The sequence below is a fragment of the Halpernia humi genome, from assembly GCF_900108025.1.
Taxonomy (GTDB): Bacteria; Bacteroidota; Bacteroidia; order Flavobacteriales; family Weeksellaceae; genus Halpernia; species Halpernia humi.
Map to the genome: position 1 here is coordinate 119,122 of NZ_FNUS01000005.1, position 14,793 is coordinate 133,914.

Sequence of the window (14,793 nt, forward strand, 5' to 3'; positions counted from 1 at the left end):
TGATGAAACCAAATATCAAAATAGGATTTAATAATGGCGTGATCGGCGCGGTTACGCCATTAGAAACCGGTTGTTTTGGTTTTGTGGCTTCTGCAGTATCAGTTGTTGACGGTTTCCAATTAGGGACTGCTTATCAGTTGAAATCTATGAAGGACGTCGCAGATCTGAAAATAACTGATACAATCGATAATCACAGATTATTTAAGGCCCTTTCAGAATTTTACAGCGAAGCCGGGGACGGTTCAGAAGTGTGGATTTATGGAATGGCTAAAACCTTAATAGTTTCAGATTGGTTTACGCCAGTTGATGGTTTAGCACCAGTAGAAAATTTACTGAATTCAGCAAAAGGAAAGATCCGCGGTTTATTTACCGTGAATGATTCCAGTGTTGCACCTGTAATTACCGCCGGAATGGACGCCGACGTTTTAATCGCTGCAGGAAAAGCGCAAACACTTTTTGAAAATTACACCGCTAAAAAATACGCGCCGTTTTTTACCATTTTGGAAGGTTATTCTTTCTCAGGTGAAAAGGTAGCATTAACGGATCTGGACACAGTCAATTACAATTCTGTAGGAATCGTTATTGGCGATACGGAAACCACTTCCGGTGTTACTTCCAGTAAGGGTGCCGCAATAGGTGTAATTGCAGGAAGATTGGCGAAATATCCAGCGGTTGTAAATGCAGGAAAAGTAAATAACGGTGCGTTAAAAGCCTCTCAACTATTTATAGGTGACGCGGTTGTCGAAAATTACGATACGGAAGCATTGTATGACAAAGGTTTTATCACTTTCACATCGCACCAGGGACGCGCCGGTTATTTCGTAATGGATGATCCTTTAGCATGTGCAAAAGATGATGATTATCATTATTTAACACATCGTAGAACCATCAATGAGGCTTTCAGATTTTCTTACGATTCTCTTTTAGATTTCCTTTTAGATGAAGTTCCTACCAACGCAGACGGAACCTTGATCGCTACTTATGCGAAAACTGTTGAAAGTGCTGTAGAACGAAAAATAGCAACCAATATGGGTGGTGTTTTAAGCCGTGATCCTGAAAATCCAAATGACACCGGTGTAAAATGTTTTGTAGATCCAACACAGAATATTGTGACAAATTCTAAAATGGAAGTCGCCGTGAAGATCCGACCATTTGGCTACAACCGTTGGATTGATGTTTTACTGGGTTTTGAACTAAATAACTAAAATAAACTATGGCACTTATTAACGATAGAGAATACGAATGGGCGGATTTAACGCTGATTTTAGGCGGAAGAGACATCACCAGATTTAGAGGTTTAAAATACTCTGAAAAAATAGAGAGAGAAGCAATCTACGCAAAAGGCAGAAAGCCAGTATCAATTCAATCAGGAAATATTGGATATGAGGGTGAAATTGTAATGCTACAATCAGAATATGAAGCATTAGTCAAAGCATGTAATGGTTCTGTCTTAGGAGCTTGTCTTGATGGATTGGGATGTTATGGTGATCCTTCTAAGGGTGATGCAATGACAACCGACAGAATAGAATCTTTGCGATTTACAGAGGCTGCAAAAGAATTTAAGCAAGGCGATAAATTCCAAGAAATTACTTTGCCTTTCATCGCACTCGATATTAAAAATCAAATATAAAAATCAAAAAGGCAATTTCGGTTGCCTTTTTTAACAAAATCACAACAATGTCAAAAGAAATTACACAAAAACAAATCGACGCCTGGAAGGCAGAACACGGTGACATATTCATGATCAAAATTGAAGATAAAAAAGCCTATCTAAAAAAACCAAACCGAAAAACTTTGAGTTACGCCGCAATGGCCGGTCAAAAAGATAATATGGCTTTTAATGAGATCATTTTAAAAGATTGTTGGTTAGGCGGTGATGAAGAAATTAAAACTGATGACGGTTTATTTCTTTCTGCATCTGCCAAATTACCCGAACTGATCCAAATTAAAGAAGCGGAACTGGTAAAGCTATAGAACAGGCGGAAGTGGATCCCAAAACGGATTGGTTTCGCGTTCAAAATGCTCAACTAATTTATTACTTCCATATACCAGATCCAAGCCTGTTAAGTGACGAAGAATGGGCAGCAAGAGTTGCCGAACTAAAACACCTAAGAAAGATTGAAAACGGCCAATAATGACTAACGATTTACTTTATAATATAATTGTGCAAATGCAGGGACAAAATAAAGTCCTTGCATCTGTCAATAATATTCAGAAATCAACTACTTCAATGGTTTCGCAGATTAATAAGAAGTTAGGGGCAATTAGACTAAACGCAATTATTGAACAGATTAGCCGTGTGTCTGATGGAATTAGTAGTCTTAATGCGCCGGGCATGTCACTTTCAACATCTATGCATGATCTGCAAGCCATTACCGGTGTTGCAGGTGATAAATTAAAAGAAATTGAAGGTTATGCCCGGACCGCAGCTAAAACATTTGGAGGTTCTGCAGCGCAGGGTGTAGAATCTTACAAACTGATATTAAGCCAACTTTCGCCGGAAATCGCAAAAGTACCAACGGCTTTAAAAAGCATGGGCGACACTGTTAATTATACCTCAAAATTGATGGGCGGAGATACCAACGCAGCAACCGAGGTTTTAACTACCGCAATGAATCAGTACGGTATTTCTTTGCAGGATCCTACAAAAGCATCCCAAATAATGGCGGCCATGATGAACGTGATGGCAGCATCAGCAAAAGAAGGATCTGCAGAATTCCCACAAATAAAATCTGCTTTAGAAAATGCCGGAATGGCAGCAAAAAGCGCAAATGTATCATTTGAGGAAACAAATTCTGCAATTCAGATTTTAGATAAATCCGGAAAAAAAGGTGCTGAGGGTGGCGTTGCTTTAAGAAATGTATTGGCAACCTTGGGACAAGGTAGATTTTTACCTAAAACTGTACAGACAGAGTTTAAAAAACTAGGCATAAATATCAGTGATTTGAATAATCCTGGGAAAACTTTATCACAAAGATTAAGTCTGTTAAAGCCATTATTAAAAGATTCTGCTTTGATGTCCGCCATGTTCGGAAAAGAAAATGCAAATGCCGCCATGGCATTAATTGGGCAAACTGGTGAAATGGACCGTTTGACAACTGCAGTAAAAGGAACAAATAGCGCATACGAGCAGGCGGCAATTGTAATGGAAGGTCCTGCAGAAAAAAATGCTAGGCTTAAAGCGCAATTGGATGACTTTAAAATCTCACTATTCAATGCTACAAATGGCTGGATGGGTTACGCTTCTGTAGTTGCTGATGCGGCAAAGGATATGGCCAATCTTTCACCTCTTTTTGATGTAATAGGTAAAGGTTTCATGTTTATTACCAATACCCAAAAAATGGCCACTTTATGGACTAATATTGTTACCGGTGCTCAATGGCTTTGGAATGAGTCAATGATGGCTTTCCCTGGATTATGGATAGTGGCAGGTATTGCCGCGTTGGTTGCAATTGTCATGGTTTGCTGGAACAAATTTGAGGGCTTCAGAAAAGTCATTTTCAAAGGTTGGGAAGCATTAAAACTATTTGGCAAAGTAATTAAAGATTATGTGATCAACAGATTTACCGAAATGTTATCAGGTATAACCGGAATTGGTTCTGCCTTAGTTTCATTTTTTAAAGGAGATTGGCAAAAAGCGTGGGACACCGGAAAAAAAGCAATGTTTGATTTAAGCGGAATTGGTTCTACAGGTAAAGCAATATCGCAGGTTGGAAACGGATGGAAAGGTGCAATGGCTGCAGGAACAGCGGCTTCTGATGCTTACACAAAAGCGCATGGAAAAACTAAAGATGCAACCAATGTGAATAGTGGAATTGCTACGCCGGTTGGAATTCCAGGTTCCGATGGTGCAGGTTCCGGTGGCGGTGGGAATGCTGCAGAAACTAAAGCAAAAGGTAAAAAAACGACTGAAAGTATTGCAACGGGCGGTACAAAACATAATTACGTGACATTAAATTTTAAAGATCTGATCGGTATTCAAAATTATGCGGGATCCAAAGGATCTGCAATTGATAAAGTTGGATCTGAGATTTTAGATGAAATTTTACGTGCAACCGCATCAGCAGTAACAGCAGGATCATGAAGTTAACAAACGAAAACGCACTGATCGCTTCACTATTGGGAAGTAAAGTTGTTGAACAGATCCCAAGATTTGCAGCGGTGCAAAATGAGATCTCAAAACATGTTTTACCACCTGTGAGATTTTTACCGATTCTTAATCAACCTGTAAATGTTCATTATCCAAGTTATGAGGTTCAAAATAATGAGGATCAGTTGTGGCGAAATGATCAGACGATCTCAGAAGATAATCAGTTTTTCCCATTTTCATTCAGAAGTTCAAAGGATGAAAATTGGTATTTATTGCCTTGGGAACCGATGTTAAATATTGAAGGTGCAAACATTATTGTAAAGAGAAATATTGCAAAAGCAGGAAAAAATCTAATTGGATCCATAAAGGAAAGATGGTCAACAGATGATTACCAAATCACTATTACTGGTGCTTTTTATGGTGATAAAATGCTTGGGAAATCCTCACAAACCTATCCACGCTACGAAATGGAACGTTTGAGAGATTACCTTTTAACTGCAGAAGCAATTGAGGTTCTTTGTGAGCCATTGCAAATTTTAAATATTAATAAAATCGTGATTGAATCGGTTTCGTTTCCTTTCACAAAGGGTGAAAACGTTCAGGCATACGAAATAAAGGCTTTGTCAGATTTCCCATATAATCTGATCTATAAACGAAAAAAGGGAATTTTAGACGTTGGAATACCTATTGGCGGACAACCTGAGAGATAAATTATGTATCAATTAAACTGGGACATCAGCTTTAGAAATAAAGAAGGCATTTATAACCTGGGAATTTTAGCAGAATGCCAGATAGAAAAATCTGTAAAAAACCTCGCAGATTTTGCGACAATTATTTTACCTGAAGCCGATATGAATAAAGTTTTGCGCGTTCAGGATTTTATAAAATCGGGTGATGAAGTTAAAATAAGATTGGGTTATGACAGTGATTTAAGTTTAGAATTTGAGGGTTTCGTAAAAGAAATAATTACAGAAGATAGTTCTTTAAAAATTTCGTGTGAAGATGGCTTATTTCTCTTCCGGAAAGGAATTCCGAATAAAGAATTTAAGCCTGCCACGGTGAAGCAAATTGCGCAGTATGTTGTTCAAAATATTAATCCAGGCTATAAAGTAGTTACAGATTACGATTTAGTTTATGACAAATTCACAATTTACCAGGCTACTGGTTTTGATGTTTTGGCAAAACTGCAGGAAGAAACAGGTGCAGATATTTATTTTGATATGAAAAATAAAGCATTGCACATCCATCCCGCTTATTTAAGAAAATCGGGTGAAGCTGATTACAGTTTTCAGCATAACATAGAAACGAGTTCTTTGGAATATAAATCTGCTGAGTTCCGAAAAGTAGAGGTAACAGTTGAAAGTGTTGGATTAGACGGCAAAACAATCAGTAAAACAGTTGGCCAGACCGGTGGTGAAAAAATCACTAAAAAAGTGGGACGGCTATCATCAAATGCAGTTAAAATAATTGCAGACACGGAATATAAAAATAGAATGGCGCCAGGATATGAAGGCACTTTTGATGCCTGGCTAATTCCATACGTCGAACCAAGTTTCACGATCGGGATATACGATGATGATTATCTGTATAAAGACGGAAGATATTACACTGAAAGTGTAGTTACTAATTTTAGTGAAAGTGGCGGAAAACGCACTGTAACACCGGCAATAAAACTGAGTAAATGAAAGATAAGATTGCACAACTGAAAGAAAATATCCGGGGAATTGTGGCGGCCAATCCAAATTTACCGATTGATGGAATAGTGACAAAAATTGAAGGTGATACCTGCAGCGTAAAATTAGCTGATGGTTTTGAAATTTCAGATATAAGATTGAAGGCAACAGCAGATGGCGAAAATAATTTTTTGATAATTCCAAAAATTAATTCGCGCGTTTTAATGCTTAGCGCGGACGGAACCATAGGGAATTTAACAATGATAAAATGTGATGTGGCGGAAAAGATCATTTTTAATGAAAATGGATTAAATGTAGAAATTGATAGTACTGAAGGGAAAATAAAAGTTGAAAACGATGAAACCAGTTTTACTGATTTATTTCAGCAATTGGTAGATCTTCTAAAAACATTAAAAGTCTTCACACCAGTTGGACCAAGTGGTATTCCTTTACCGGATTCCATTTTAAAGATAGAAAAATTTGAAACCGATTTTAAAACAATTTTAAAATGAGTTTAGCCACAAAAAAAGCAGCAGCAAAAACTGCGCTTGTGACAATTTTAGAAGAAATGATGACGCGTGAAGAAACTTCCATAGAAGAATTTTCAGAACGTATAATTGATGTTTTGGAAGTTTGGTTAAAAGAAGCATCAATACAGTATATAAGTGGATTAATAGCACCAAATGGAGCTGTAACCGGAACTTTTGAAGGAAAATTAGAATGAAAAGTAAAGCAACTGGCATACAGTATAAGGACAGTTTAGATGGTAAAAATTACGATCTGAAAATTAATATTGTCAAGGATCAGTATGGAAGAATAATCAGCGGTTTGGTGATCGGCGAAACTTTAGAGCAAAATATGGCTTCTATCCTTATTGCAGAACCGGGCGATTTTAAGTCCAATCTTTTACTGGGTGTTGGATTGCGTTCATCACTATTAGATGAAGATCTTTTAAAGTACAGACATGCTATAAAACAACAATTTGCACTGGATGGCCTAAACGTTAATCATTTGGAATTATATAACCTTCAAAATTTTTCTATCGATGCAGAATACGAATAAAGTACAGCAGGGACAAAGTTTCATCGATATGGTTTGCCAGTTGACCGGAAGTTTTGAAGATATTTTGGCAATGGCCATTTTAAATAACAAAAGTATTACAGAAGTGGTGGCAATTGGTGAAGAAATCGCCGGAACAGGAATCAGAGATATTGACACTGTAACCCAATTTAGCAAAAAGCAACCTGCAACAGCAGACTTGGAAAATATAGAAGATCCGGAAGAAAACCTTGAAGGTATTTCTTATTGGATCATTAATAAAAATTTTATAGTTCAATAATGGCACGACAAATTTCAGAAATAAAAAAAAGCATCACTGACCTATTTATGATCAATGAAAATTTAGTGCAATGGTACGGTTTAGATCAAGCCAGATCTTTTGACGAACAATTTTCCACAGTTTCCTTTGAAAACATTTTAATTGATTTTTTTGCCCGCGTTTTTTATGTTTTTGAACTGCTTTTCGATAATCACAAAGCCGAAGTTTCAGACATTATCCTGCAGCAAAAACCTCATTCTTTAACTTGGTACCGAAATAAGGCGCTGGCTTTTCAGTATGGCTTTGATTTGTACGATGACACTGATGTTTTCATTAATGAAGGTTATACTGACGAACAAATTGCGGCTTCAAAAATTATAAAATATTCTGCAGTAACCGAAGCGGTTAACGAAAGCAGATTGATCATAAAAATTGCAACAGAAGACAGCAATGGTGATCTCGCACCAATTTCAGAGGCCGAAAAAGAAAGTTTTGATGCTTATATTGATGAAGCGCGTGACGCTGGCGTAGTGGTTACAATCATCAATTATCTGCCAGATATTTTAAGATTAACGCTTAAAATTTATTACGATCCTTTGGTTTTAAGTTCTAGCGGTGTTGCGATAACCGGCGCAAATGGTGGTAAAAAACCGGTTGAAATTGCGCTTAAGGAATTTATGCGGGAACTTCCTTTTAACGGTGAATTGATCCTTGCATCTTTAATCGATAAACTTCAAAAAACCGAAGGTGTAAAAATTCCACATTTGATAAATGCCGCGTCATCTTGGATTGATTCCGCTGGAATTACTTACGCCACTTTTGAAAACATTGCCGTAAAAAAAATACCGGTTTCCGGCTATTTCCAAATTGAGAATTTTAACAATATTGAATATATAGCAAATTAATTATGTGGTTTAACGTCAACTGGAAACGGCTTTCAATTTTATTGCTTCCGACTTTTTTAAGATCGGATGTGATGAAAGCGTGGATTGAGCTTTTGGTTTCGCCGGTTGGTGACGTCCACTATTGGTGGTTGCAGTACCGGAAACAAAATATCTACAACCTGGCGCATAACTCGCAAAAATGCTATTTAAGAGGCGCTCTCAATGACCGGTTTGATAATGAATTAAGACGCATCCGGATTGACAATGGAAATTCTTTTAAAAGACAATATATCTACACCGATGCCGAACAAAAAACAAAATTTTTAGGCACGATGTATTTGTACGATGACAGCGATTATGAAGACACAGGTGTCGATTTTATTGTTGTGGTGCCGGTTGGACTTCAATATAGCATTTATGAAATGAAATCCTTGATAGATTTCTACAGATTAGCAAGCAAAAGATACAAAATAACAACAGAATAATGGATAAAATAGATTACAACCAGGCGGGCGGTTTTCCGCTATCTACGCAGATTTTAGACGCCGCACAGCAAGCCTATAAAAATTTTAATACATTCGGTAATCTTGCAGGCGAACTCGCAATTATTGATGGTTGTAACAATGCCAGCGGCGGAACGGTGACCAACGGTTTTGTTTCAATTTACGGCGAACTGCTTCCATTTTTAGGAACAACTATTACAGATAACGTAGTGATTGTAGAAGTTCCGGACGCGCGCGGTTTTGAAAGCGGTGATATTAAAGCCGTGATCTATACACGTTACGCCACATTTGGTGATGCAACGGTATCTTATCCCTGGGAAGATTTCAGACGTCCGTTAACTTTATTTGCCTTGGAAGATCGTTTGATCCAGTTAGAAAAAGCAGTACCGATTGGTTTAGTTGCGGTTTGGGGAAAACCTGCAGAAGAAATTCCAGAAGGTTGGGAAATTCATATTCCATTCCAGGGAACCGTGCCAGTCGGTAGAAAAACCGGTGACACAAATTTTGGTGCTGCGTTGGGAACGCAAATCGGAACGGCGCAGGTGACTTTAACACAAAACCAATTACCGAAAACAGAAGGTACTTTTCAAACTATTGCCGGAAATTCTGATACACCAACCGGAATAACTACCTATACTGATAATTCTTCAGCAACGATTGCTGGCAGTACTTCTGCATTTGGGCATCGCCATGTGAAAATTTCCTTTGGGAATGATCAATCTCACAGCAATATCCAACCATCAACAATAGTAGATTTCATCATTTTCGTAGGATTTGAATAATAAAAAATGCCAATAGTAAATATAAACACGATCAAGGAATGGTTCAGCAACAAAAAAAAACCACCACAGGAGCAATTTTGGGCGTGGCTGGATTCCTTTTATCATAAATGGGAGGGGATTGCTATTTCAGGTATTACAGGGCTTTTAGAAGCATTGCAAAAAAAGGCTGATCTCGTGAACGGCGTGGTCCCGGAAAACCAATTGCCTTTTTCAATTCAGACTTCTGAAATTATTGCGATTGGCGATATTACAAGCACTACGGATTCCGTGAATTTGGCGGTACATATTTCCGGAAGTAATAAGGTAAGGGTTAAAGGGAAAATTTATGAACGCGAATTTCCAAATGTGTTTAATTATACAGCCGTAGTTAATTATATCAAGATTTTAGTTTTGTACGCCTTGCCGGAACCGGCTTTGTTTTTTTTAGCGGAAGGAATTGAAGCGGAAGAGGCTGTAGAGCCGGAACTTCCAGAAGGTGCTGTACCTATCAGAAGAATCATTGTAAACGTAGGTTCTCAGCATATTGAAGATTATTCCGATCTATTCAAATCTATAGATGATAGGCTTAATGATCTTAAGGTCAATTTAGACAACGAAGAAACTGAAAGGCTTGACCAAATGGCGCAGGAGATTGAGAATCGCGAAGCGTCGGAAAGTAATTTATTATATCAAATTAATACGGAGATAGTAAACCGTGCAATGCAGGACAGCGTTTTGTCTGCATTGAAACTTGATAAACCCACCGCACCAAATAATACATCTGATTTCTTGGTTACAGGGAATAATTCCATAGTTGCTAAAAGTAACTTTCAAAGAAACAAACAATTCTTTGTACCACTTCCAGCGACTGTTTTAGAAGATTGGAAAGGTTGTATAGTGATTTTTACAAGTACTGGAATTTTGACTGTACCGACTGGATTAACTTCTGACTTTACTTGCAACGGTAAGGTAGATGAAGGCGTAACTGTAACTCCAGCAATTACGAGTCCAATGGCGTGGTTTGGAAGTACTCCTACTGCATTTACTGGCAAGGCGATATTCTTATTATCAAGGCGTGATGGAAGTAATTATTTTGAAATTGATGGGTTATGATAAGAACTATATATGGAAGGATTAAAGAAAAAAAAATTGCTTTAATTCCTATTACAAACACATCATCTATGAATATGCAGATTTCCACAAGAAATGGAGATTCTGTAATTGATAAAGGAGATGGTAGCACTCCTTTTGGATTTACAAACCCTAAGTATTTCGATTATACAATTACTAGTAGCGGCGCTATGAATTTTTCTTATTCTGGTGTTTTTACAGGAAATATCAGCATTAAATTTTTAAAAGGTCTCAAAGATGTGTATTCTATTAGTTTTACCTACCCAAGAACCGCCGCCAATACCAATTTATTTAATATTGCTGACGTTTCTATCTTTTTAAAGCAGTTTCCTAATTTGTATTCTTTTCGTATAGAAAACTATTCGTATGGTGCCAACTTTCCTACAATTAATGGAAATGTATTAGATATGCCCGATTCTGTTGAAGTAATCTATGGATATGATTTTCAGATTGCAGGAACTGTCAATTTTAATATGAGCGGAATTTCGTCAACTTCAAAACTAAGAATATTAAACATACAAGGTAATAACTCAGTCGGTGCAAAAAAACTACTTGGAAATTTAGCAAAAATGCCTACTTCTTTAACCTTTTTGAGTTTGAAATTTGCGACTTCTGGATCTGCAATTTCTTATAGCGGTGGGAAAACTTGGGCAAGCGCCTTTGACACTTTGCTTTTACCAATTGCTTTAACGAACGCTGAAAATAATACTTTATTAAACGATATGGCAAACACTATAACATCTGCTATTGGCGGCAAATTAATTAATTTAAAAGGAAATAGAACATCCGCGTCAGATGCCGCTGTGACATACCTACAAAGTTTAGGTTTCACGATAACCATTAATAGAATTTAACATTATGATACGAAGTACAAAAAAGGGCAAAATAGGCAAAGGCAGAAGTTCCTATTATGAGATTGTTCAAATAGAAATTGGCAGATTAATTTTTATTCCCAATAATAAAAGTTATGTGATTGAGGTGTCTGATTACGCAGTTACAACCAACACAGATGGCAGTATAGTTAAAATCCCTATAGGTACTATGCGTGAAATCCCATACCCAAAAGAAAAAATAAATGCGTTGTTTAAATATCTAAACAACCCGATAGAAGTTACAGAGGAATTTTCAGATGATTTTTATGACCTTCTATGTGGTGCGCTACTCTACGTTACTCAGACTGAACTTGATGAAGTACAGGACGAAAACGGCGGGACGGGAGTATTTGTTACTAATTATGAACTGCAGCCCAACGAATGGTTTATAATACAAGAAAATTAATATGAATTTACTTTTATTTTTTGTGGCCTGGCTTTTAATACCAATTCTCACATTGGTAAATTTTAGAACTGTAAAAAAACAAAATGGAACGTCAAATGGCTATTTTCTTTCCACAGCCAAAAGCATAGACATCTGGGCAAAAATGGAATTTAGAACATTATGGCGCACTTATATTTTTCAGCAAGACTGGGATTATTTAAAAAATTATGATTGGTATTGCCAGGAAACTTTATCATCTCTTTTGGGAAAATGTGAAGCCGATAAAAAACTTACAACCAAGGGAAAGGGTTTACTTTCAAGGTGGTTCTACGGTGAAAGTTTAGTAAGGCTTTTAAACAGATTAGATAAAAACCATTGTGAAAATTCCATTAACCAGGAAGTGGGAAATTGGATTGATCCACGCACAAAAAGTAATGGAATATTGAAATATTTAAAACTAAAATAACATGAAAAAACTACTATTATTCATTATGCTCACGGCAATATTGTCCTGCAGTATTTTTAAAAATAAAACCAAAGAAAAAAAATTTCTTAAAACAGATGATAAACTGAATTTGACGGTTAAATCTAACGAAAAGGATAAAGGTGTAGAAATTATCACAAAGTCAGATTCTGCAGCTTTAAAATCGCATTCAACAGCAAATAAATTTTTTTTACTAACTCACAGAATTTTAATCTGCAAAATAATGGCAAATGTGCAGATCCTGGAGCAACTCGATTTGTAAAACTGACGGACGCAACCGGCAATACTACTGAGATTCCTGTTAATGACAATACGGAACTTAAATATGGCAATGAAACCAAACTTGAAAATGACATTTCAGATCTTAAAATAGAAATAACAGATTTAAAAAAACAAAAAGATTCTATTGCTAAAAATTACGAAAAATCAAATAACGTAAACTTGAAGCTCACGAAAGAATTAGCAACTAAAAACACTCAATTAGATCTGAAGACGAAATCTTCACCGCTTTCAGCCTTCATTTGGTTTGGAATCATACTGATAGCGGTTTGGGAACTTGGGAAATATTTTATAAAACTAAAACTAAAACCATAATATGAGAATTTCTAACGATTACGCGTGGCTTGGAGATGTTCCGGACGCGCCTTTAATGATTAAAGAAGCGGTGAGAATAGGTAAATTAAATACCTACGAAATCCCCGGTCCTAAATCAAACCCTGAAATAATGAAACTTGCAGAAATTGCGGGCGTTCGTGACATCTACAAAAACGATGATACAGCATGGTGCGCCGTTGCAATGTGTGCAATCTGCATCTTAACTTACAAAACGCTGCTATTTTCAGGATTTGACCGCCTGAGAGCGAAATCCTTCCTGCAGTTTGGGGTAAAGGCACCGGTTCCAATGTTTGGTGATATTTTGGTGTTTACCAGAACTGGTGGCGGACATGTAGGAATGTATGTTGGTGAAGATGCTGTGTGTTATCATGTGGTTGGAGGCAATCAAAGCAATCAGTATAACGTCACACGTGTAGCAAAAAACCGCTTAACGGAAGCCAGAAGACCAAAATATATCATTCAGCCAAAAAGTGTAAAAAGGGTGTTTTTAAACTCAAATGGTGTTGTCAGCACTAACGAATCTTAAAATGAATCTATGAGGACAAAAAATGTCCTCCGCTTTAAAAAACTCTCACATCTTTTAAACATAAGCACGAAGCTACGGAGGACACAAGTCTTCTGTACTTCGTGCTTTTTTTATGTTAAGATGTGAGAGCCACAAATATAAAAACTAAAACCAATACAATGAACAAATACCACAAAATTTTAAACAAAATCCTTGAAAAAGGCAAATTACAGGAAAATAAAAAGGGTAATATTAATTATTTACTCAATGAACATTTATCGTTGAAACCCGCTGATCTATTGGAAATATTTGAAGGTCATGGAATAGCCCGGAATAAACTCAAAACAGAATTGGACTTGTTCCAGTCAGGTGAACGATTAACTGAGCGATATAGAGAAGCTGGCATACCTTGGTGGGATTACTGTGGACCAATCCTGGTTAATAGTTACCCAACCTATTTTGAACAACTTCCGGATTTGATCAAAAAAATAAATAGAGAGAAGCGAAATAGTAAAAATTATGTGTTGTTTTTAGGTAAGAATGATACAGAGAGCAATCAGCAACCCTGTCTGTCATTAATACAGTTTCAAATCGATCAGGGAAAATTGGCTGTATCTGCGTATCAAAGAAGTTCGGACGCGAATTTAGGTTTGCCGGCGGATATTTACCATTTGTATCTTATCAGCAGGCAAATTGATGTACCTTTAAAAAGTATTTCTTTGTTTTTAGGGAATGTTCATGTGTACGAAAACAACAAAGAATCAACAGTTAAGTTATTAGCCGGTGAATCAGTTAAGTTTGCTTTAAACGTCAATTAAAACCAATTTAAAAGGGCTTTCATTTGAAAGCCCTATATTTGTTTTCGCTAAACGATTTGTGTTTTTTCTTTACATTTTGTTTTGAAAATTTTTACTTTTCGATTTGGCGATTATAAATTCAATTTTATTATTAAATATTTTAAACAAAAAAAATAATAAAATTGCTCCAGGATAGAGCAAGAATGCAATATATATATTCATAATTTCTATTTCTTATTTTTTTCTGCATTCTCAACTGCATTTTTAGCACTATTCATATTTATGGGGTCAGATAGCCATTTAACAATTATATTTACGTCTTTTTTATTGTTATTTATAGTTTTGTAAAACGCTCCTCTTAATGCCGGCCCGATGGCGCGGATTTGCAATCCGTGACAATTTCTAAACATTCTACTTGACTTTAAAAATTATTGATTTCAATTGCCCGATGGCGCGGATTTGCAATCCGTGATAAGTTCTAAACATTCTACTTGGCTTTAAAAATTATTGATTTCAAGTTTCATATTTTTTAGATTGTATTCATTATTTAAAAATAAGAAAAAACATTCAAACACCCGATGGCGCGGATTTGCAATCCGTGATAAGTTCCAAACATTCTACTTGACTTTAAAAATTATTGATTTCAATTGTCATACTTTTTAGATTTGTATTCATTATTTAAAAATAAGAAAAAACATTCAAACTTCTTATAAGTTTTACCAGCACGGTTTGCAAATCCGCGCTATCGGGCTAACTGATATACAGTGCTTTTTAT

Annotated in this window: 23 protein-coding genes; 22 read left to right on the forward strand and 1 reads right to left on the reverse strand. The window is 36.4% G+C overall.

Annotation, left to right across the window (positions count from 1 at the left end):
- The first annotated feature begins 2 nt into the window (after window positions 1-2).
- The 22 genes from C4S29_RS10575 (at window position 3) to C4S29_RS10670 (ending at window position 14,039) form a co-directional block, all read left to right on the forward strand.
- Window positions 3-1,205, forward strand: a complete 1,203-nt coding sequence (locus C4S29_RS10575) for a DUF2586 family protein (RefSeq protein ID WP_103914061.1) — start codon at window positions 3-5, stop codon at window positions 1,203-1,205.
- Window positions 1,206-1,213: 8 nt separating this feature from the next.
- A complete protein-coding gene (locus C4S29_RS10580) occupies window positions 1,214-1,630 on the forward strand; it encodes a hypothetical protein (protein ID WP_103914062.1) in 417 nt (138 codons plus the stop codon).
- Window positions 1,631-1,677: 47 nt separating this feature from the next.
- Window positions 1,678-1,974: a hypothetical protein gene (locus tag C4S29_RS10585; RefSeq protein WP_103914063.1), complete on the forward strand. Its 297-nt coding sequence runs from the start codon at window positions 1,678-1,680 to the stop codon at window positions 1,972-1,974.
- Window positions 1,975-1,985: 11 nt separating this feature from the next.
- A complete protein-coding gene (locus C4S29_RS14835; protein ID WP_185116962.1) occupies window positions 1,986-2,135 on the forward strand; it encodes a hypothetical protein in 150 nt (49 codons plus the stop codon).
- Window positions 2,135-4,084 (forward strand): phage tail tape measure protein, encoded by a 1,950-nt coding sequence (locus C4S29_RS10590; protein ID WP_103914064.1) that lies wholly within the window; start codon window positions 2,135-2,137, stop codon window positions 4,082-4,084. The genes C4S29_RS14835 and C4S29_RS10590 overlap by 1 nt, the downstream gene beginning before the upstream one ends.
- Entirely contained in the window at window positions 4,081-4,800 is a 720-nt protein-coding gene (locus C4S29_RS10595) for a DUF6046 domain-containing protein (protein WP_103914065.1), read from the forward strand. Before C4S29_RS10590 ends, C4S29_RS10595 begins: the two co-directional genes overlap by 4 nt.
- A 3-nt stretch (window positions 4,801-4,803) precedes the next feature.
- A complete protein-coding gene (locus C4S29_RS10600; RefSeq protein WP_103914066.1) occupies window positions 4,804-5,775 on the forward strand; it encodes a hypothetical protein in 972 nt (323 codons plus the stop codon).
- Complete coding sequence (locus C4S29_RS10605) at window positions 5,772-6,275, forward strand: hypothetical protein (protein WP_103914067.1); 504 nt, start codon at window positions 5,772-5,774, stop codon at window positions 6,273-6,275. Before C4S29_RS10600 ends, C4S29_RS10605 begins: the two co-directional genes overlap by 4 nt.
- Window positions 6,272-6,487 carry a hypothetical protein gene (locus C4S29_RS10610; RefSeq protein WP_103914068.1) on the forward strand — a complete coding sequence of 72 codons (216 nt, stop codon included), beginning with the start codon at window positions 6,272-6,274 and terminating at the stop codon, window positions 6,485-6,487. Before C4S29_RS10605 ends, C4S29_RS10610 begins: the two co-directional genes overlap by 4 nt.
- Complete coding sequence (locus tag C4S29_RS10615; protein WP_103914069.1) at window positions 6,484-6,825, forward strand: hypothetical protein; 342 nt, start codon at window positions 6,484-6,486, stop codon at window positions 6,823-6,825. Before C4S29_RS10610 ends, C4S29_RS10615 begins: the two co-directional genes overlap by 4 nt.
- Complete coding sequence (locus C4S29_RS10620; RefSeq protein ID WP_103914070.1) at window positions 6,809-7,102, forward strand: hypothetical protein; 294 nt, start codon at window positions 6,809-6,811, stop codon at window positions 7,100-7,102. The genes C4S29_RS10615 and C4S29_RS10620 overlap by 17 nt, the downstream gene beginning before the upstream one ends.
- On the forward strand, window positions 7,102-7,986 hold the full coding sequence (locus tag C4S29_RS10625; RefSeq protein WP_103914071.1) for a nucleotidyltransferase: 885 nt from the start codon (window positions 7,102-7,104) through the stop codon (window positions 7,984-7,986). The genes C4S29_RS10620 and C4S29_RS10625 overlap by 1 nt, the downstream gene beginning before the upstream one ends.
- A gap of 2 nt (window positions 7,987-7,988) precedes the next feature.
- Window positions 7,989-8,450, forward strand: a complete 462-nt coding sequence (locus C4S29_RS10630) for a hypothetical protein (protein ID WP_103914072.1) — start codon at window positions 7,989-7,991, stop codon at window positions 8,448-8,450.
- Window positions 8,450-9,250 (forward strand): hypothetical protein, encoded by an 801-nt coding sequence (locus tag C4S29_RS10635; RefSeq protein WP_103914073.1) that lies wholly within the window; start codon window positions 8,450-8,452, stop codon window positions 9,248-9,250. The genes C4S29_RS10630 and C4S29_RS10635 overlap by 1 nt, the downstream gene beginning before the upstream one ends.
- Before the next feature lie 174 nt (window positions 9,251-9,424).
- Window positions 9,425-10,342: a hypothetical protein gene (locus C4S29_RS10640; RefSeq protein WP_146063312.1), complete on the forward strand. Its 918-nt coding sequence runs from the start codon at window positions 9,425-9,427 to the stop codon at window positions 10,340-10,342.
- Window positions 10,339-11,214, forward strand: coding sequence for a hypothetical protein (locus tag C4S29_RS10645; protein ID WP_103914075.1), 876 nt, complete (start codon window positions 10,339-10,341; stop codon window positions 11,212-11,214). Before C4S29_RS10640 ends, C4S29_RS10645 begins: the two co-directional genes overlap by 4 nt.
- Window positions 11,215-11,218: 4 nt before the next feature.
- Window positions 11,219-11,638 (forward strand): hypothetical protein, encoded by a 420-nt coding sequence (locus C4S29_RS10650; RefSeq protein WP_103914076.1) that lies wholly within the window; start codon window positions 11,219-11,221, stop codon window positions 11,636-11,638.
- 1 nt (window position 11,639) lies between these two features.
- Window positions 11,640-12,083, forward strand: a complete 444-nt coding sequence (locus C4S29_RS10655; RefSeq protein ID WP_103914077.1) for a hypothetical protein — start codon at window positions 11,640-11,642, stop codon at window positions 12,081-12,083.
- 1 nt (window position 12,084) lies between these two features.
- Window positions 12,085-12,363 carry a hypothetical protein gene (locus tag C4S29_RS10660; RefSeq protein ID WP_103914078.1) on the forward strand — a complete coding sequence of 93 codons (279 nt, stop codon included), beginning with the start codon at window positions 12,085-12,087 and terminating at the stop codon, window positions 12,361-12,363.
- Between the two features lie 179 nt (window positions 12,364-12,542).
- Window positions 12,543-12,695, forward strand: a complete 153-nt coding sequence (locus tag C4S29_RS14755; protein ID WP_159969847.1) for a hypothetical protein — start codon at window positions 12,543-12,545, stop codon at window positions 12,693-12,695.
- Between the two features lies 1 nt (window position 12,696).
- On the forward strand, window positions 12,697-13,242 hold the full coding sequence (locus C4S29_RS10665; protein ID WP_103914079.1) for a C40 family peptidase: 546 nt from the start codon (window positions 12,697-12,699) through the stop codon (window positions 13,240-13,242).
- A gap of 158 nt (window positions 13,243-13,400) precedes the next feature.
- Window positions 13,401-14,039 carry a thymidylate synthase gene (locus C4S29_RS10670; protein WP_103914222.1) on the forward strand — a complete coding sequence of 213 codons (639 nt, stop codon included), beginning with the start codon at window positions 13,401-13,403 and terminating at the stop codon, window positions 14,037-14,039.
- Between the two features lie 206 nt (window positions 14,040-14,245).
- On the opposite strand, the gene C4S29_RS10675 is transcribed toward C4S29_RS10670, so the two are convergent.
- Window positions 14,246-14,428 (reverse strand): hypothetical protein, encoded by a 183-nt coding sequence (locus tag C4S29_RS10675; protein WP_103914080.1) that lies wholly within the window; start codon window positions 14,426-14,428, stop codon window positions 14,246-14,248.
- Window positions 14,429-14,793: the final 365 nt, after the last annotated feature.

What these genes read in the sequence shown, in the direction of transcription:
- C4S29_RS10650 (WP_103914076.1), top strand. Translation starts at nt 11,219, where the DNA reads ATGATACGAAGTACAAAAAAGGGCAAAATAGGCAAAGGCAGAAGTTCC.
- C4S29_RS10590 (WP_103914064.1), top strand. Translation starts at nt 2,135, where the DNA reads ATGACTAACGATTTACTTTATAATATAATTGTGCAAATGCAGGGACAA.
- C4S29_RS10625 (WP_103914071.1), top strand. Translation starts at nt 7,102, where the DNA reads ATGGCACGACAAATTTCAGAAATAAAAAAAAGCATCACTGACCTATTT.
- C4S29_RS10605 (WP_103914067.1), top strand. Translation starts at nt 5,772, where the DNA reads ATGAAAGATAAGATTGCACAACTGAAAGAAAATATCCGGGGAATTGTG.
- C4S29_RS10615 (WP_103914069.1), top strand. Translation starts at nt 6,484, where the DNA reads ATGAAAAGTAAAGCAACTGGCATACAGTATAAGGACAGTTTAGATGGT.
- C4S29_RS10655 (WP_103914077.1), top strand. Translation starts at nt 11,640, where the DNA reads ATGAATTTACTTTTATTTTTTGTGGCCTGGCTTTTAATACCAATTCTC.
- C4S29_RS10665 (WP_103914079.1), top strand. Translation starts at nt 12,697, where the DNA reads ATGAGAATTTCTAACGATTACGCGTGGCTTGGAGATGTTCCGGACGCG.
- C4S29_RS10620 (WP_103914070.1), top strand. Translation starts at nt 6,809, where the DNA reads ATGCAGAATACGAATAAAGTACAGCAGGGACAAAGTTTCATCGATATG.
- C4S29_RS10610 (WP_103914068.1), top strand. Translation starts at nt 6,272, where the DNA reads ATGAGTTTAGCCACAAAAAAAGCAGCAGCAAAAACTGCGCTTGTGACA.
- C4S29_RS10580 (WP_103914062.1), top strand. Translation starts at nt 1,214, where the DNA reads ATGGCACTTATTAACGATAGAGAATACGAATGGGCGGATTTAACGCTG.
- C4S29_RS10635 (WP_103914073.1), top strand. Translation starts at nt 8,450, where the DNA reads ATGGATAAAATAGATTACAACCAGGCGGGCGGTTTTCCGCTATCTACG.
- C4S29_RS10595 (WP_103914065.1), top strand. Translation starts at nt 4,081, where the DNA reads ATGAAGTTAACAAACGAAAACGCACTGATCGCTTCACTATTGGGAAGT.
- C4S29_RS10585 (WP_103914063.1), top strand. Translation starts at nt 1,678, where the DNA reads ATGTCAAAAGAAATTACACAAAAACAAATCGACGCCTGGAAGGCAGAA.
- C4S29_RS10645 (WP_103914075.1), top strand. Translation starts at nt 10,339, where the DNA reads ATGATAAGAACTATATATGGAAGGATTAAAGAAAAAAAAATTGCTTTA.
- C4S29_RS10630 (WP_103914072.1), top strand. Translation starts at nt 7,989, where the DNA reads ATGTGGTTTAACGTCAACTGGAAACGGCTTTCAATTTTATTGCTTCCG.
- C4S29_RS10600 (WP_103914066.1), top strand. Translation starts at nt 4,804, where the DNA reads ATGTATCAATTAAACTGGGACATCAGCTTTAGAAATAAAGAAGGCATT.
- C4S29_RS10675 (WP_103914080.1), bottom strand. Translation starts at nt 14,428, where the DNA reads ATGTTTAGAAATTGTCACGGATTGCAAATCCGCGCCATCGGGCCGGCA.
- C4S29_RS10575 (WP_103914061.1), top strand. Translation starts at nt 3, where the DNA reads ATGAAACCAAATATCAAAATAGGATTTAATAATGGCGTGATCGGCGCG.
- C4S29_RS10670 (WP_103914222.1), top strand. Translation starts at nt 13,401, where the DNA reads ATGAACAAATACCACAAAATTTTAAACAAAATCCTTGAAAAAGGCAAA.
- C4S29_RS10660 (WP_103914078.1), top strand. Translation starts at nt 12,085, where the DNA reads ATGAAAAAACTACTATTATTCATTATGCTCACGGCAATATTGTCCTGC.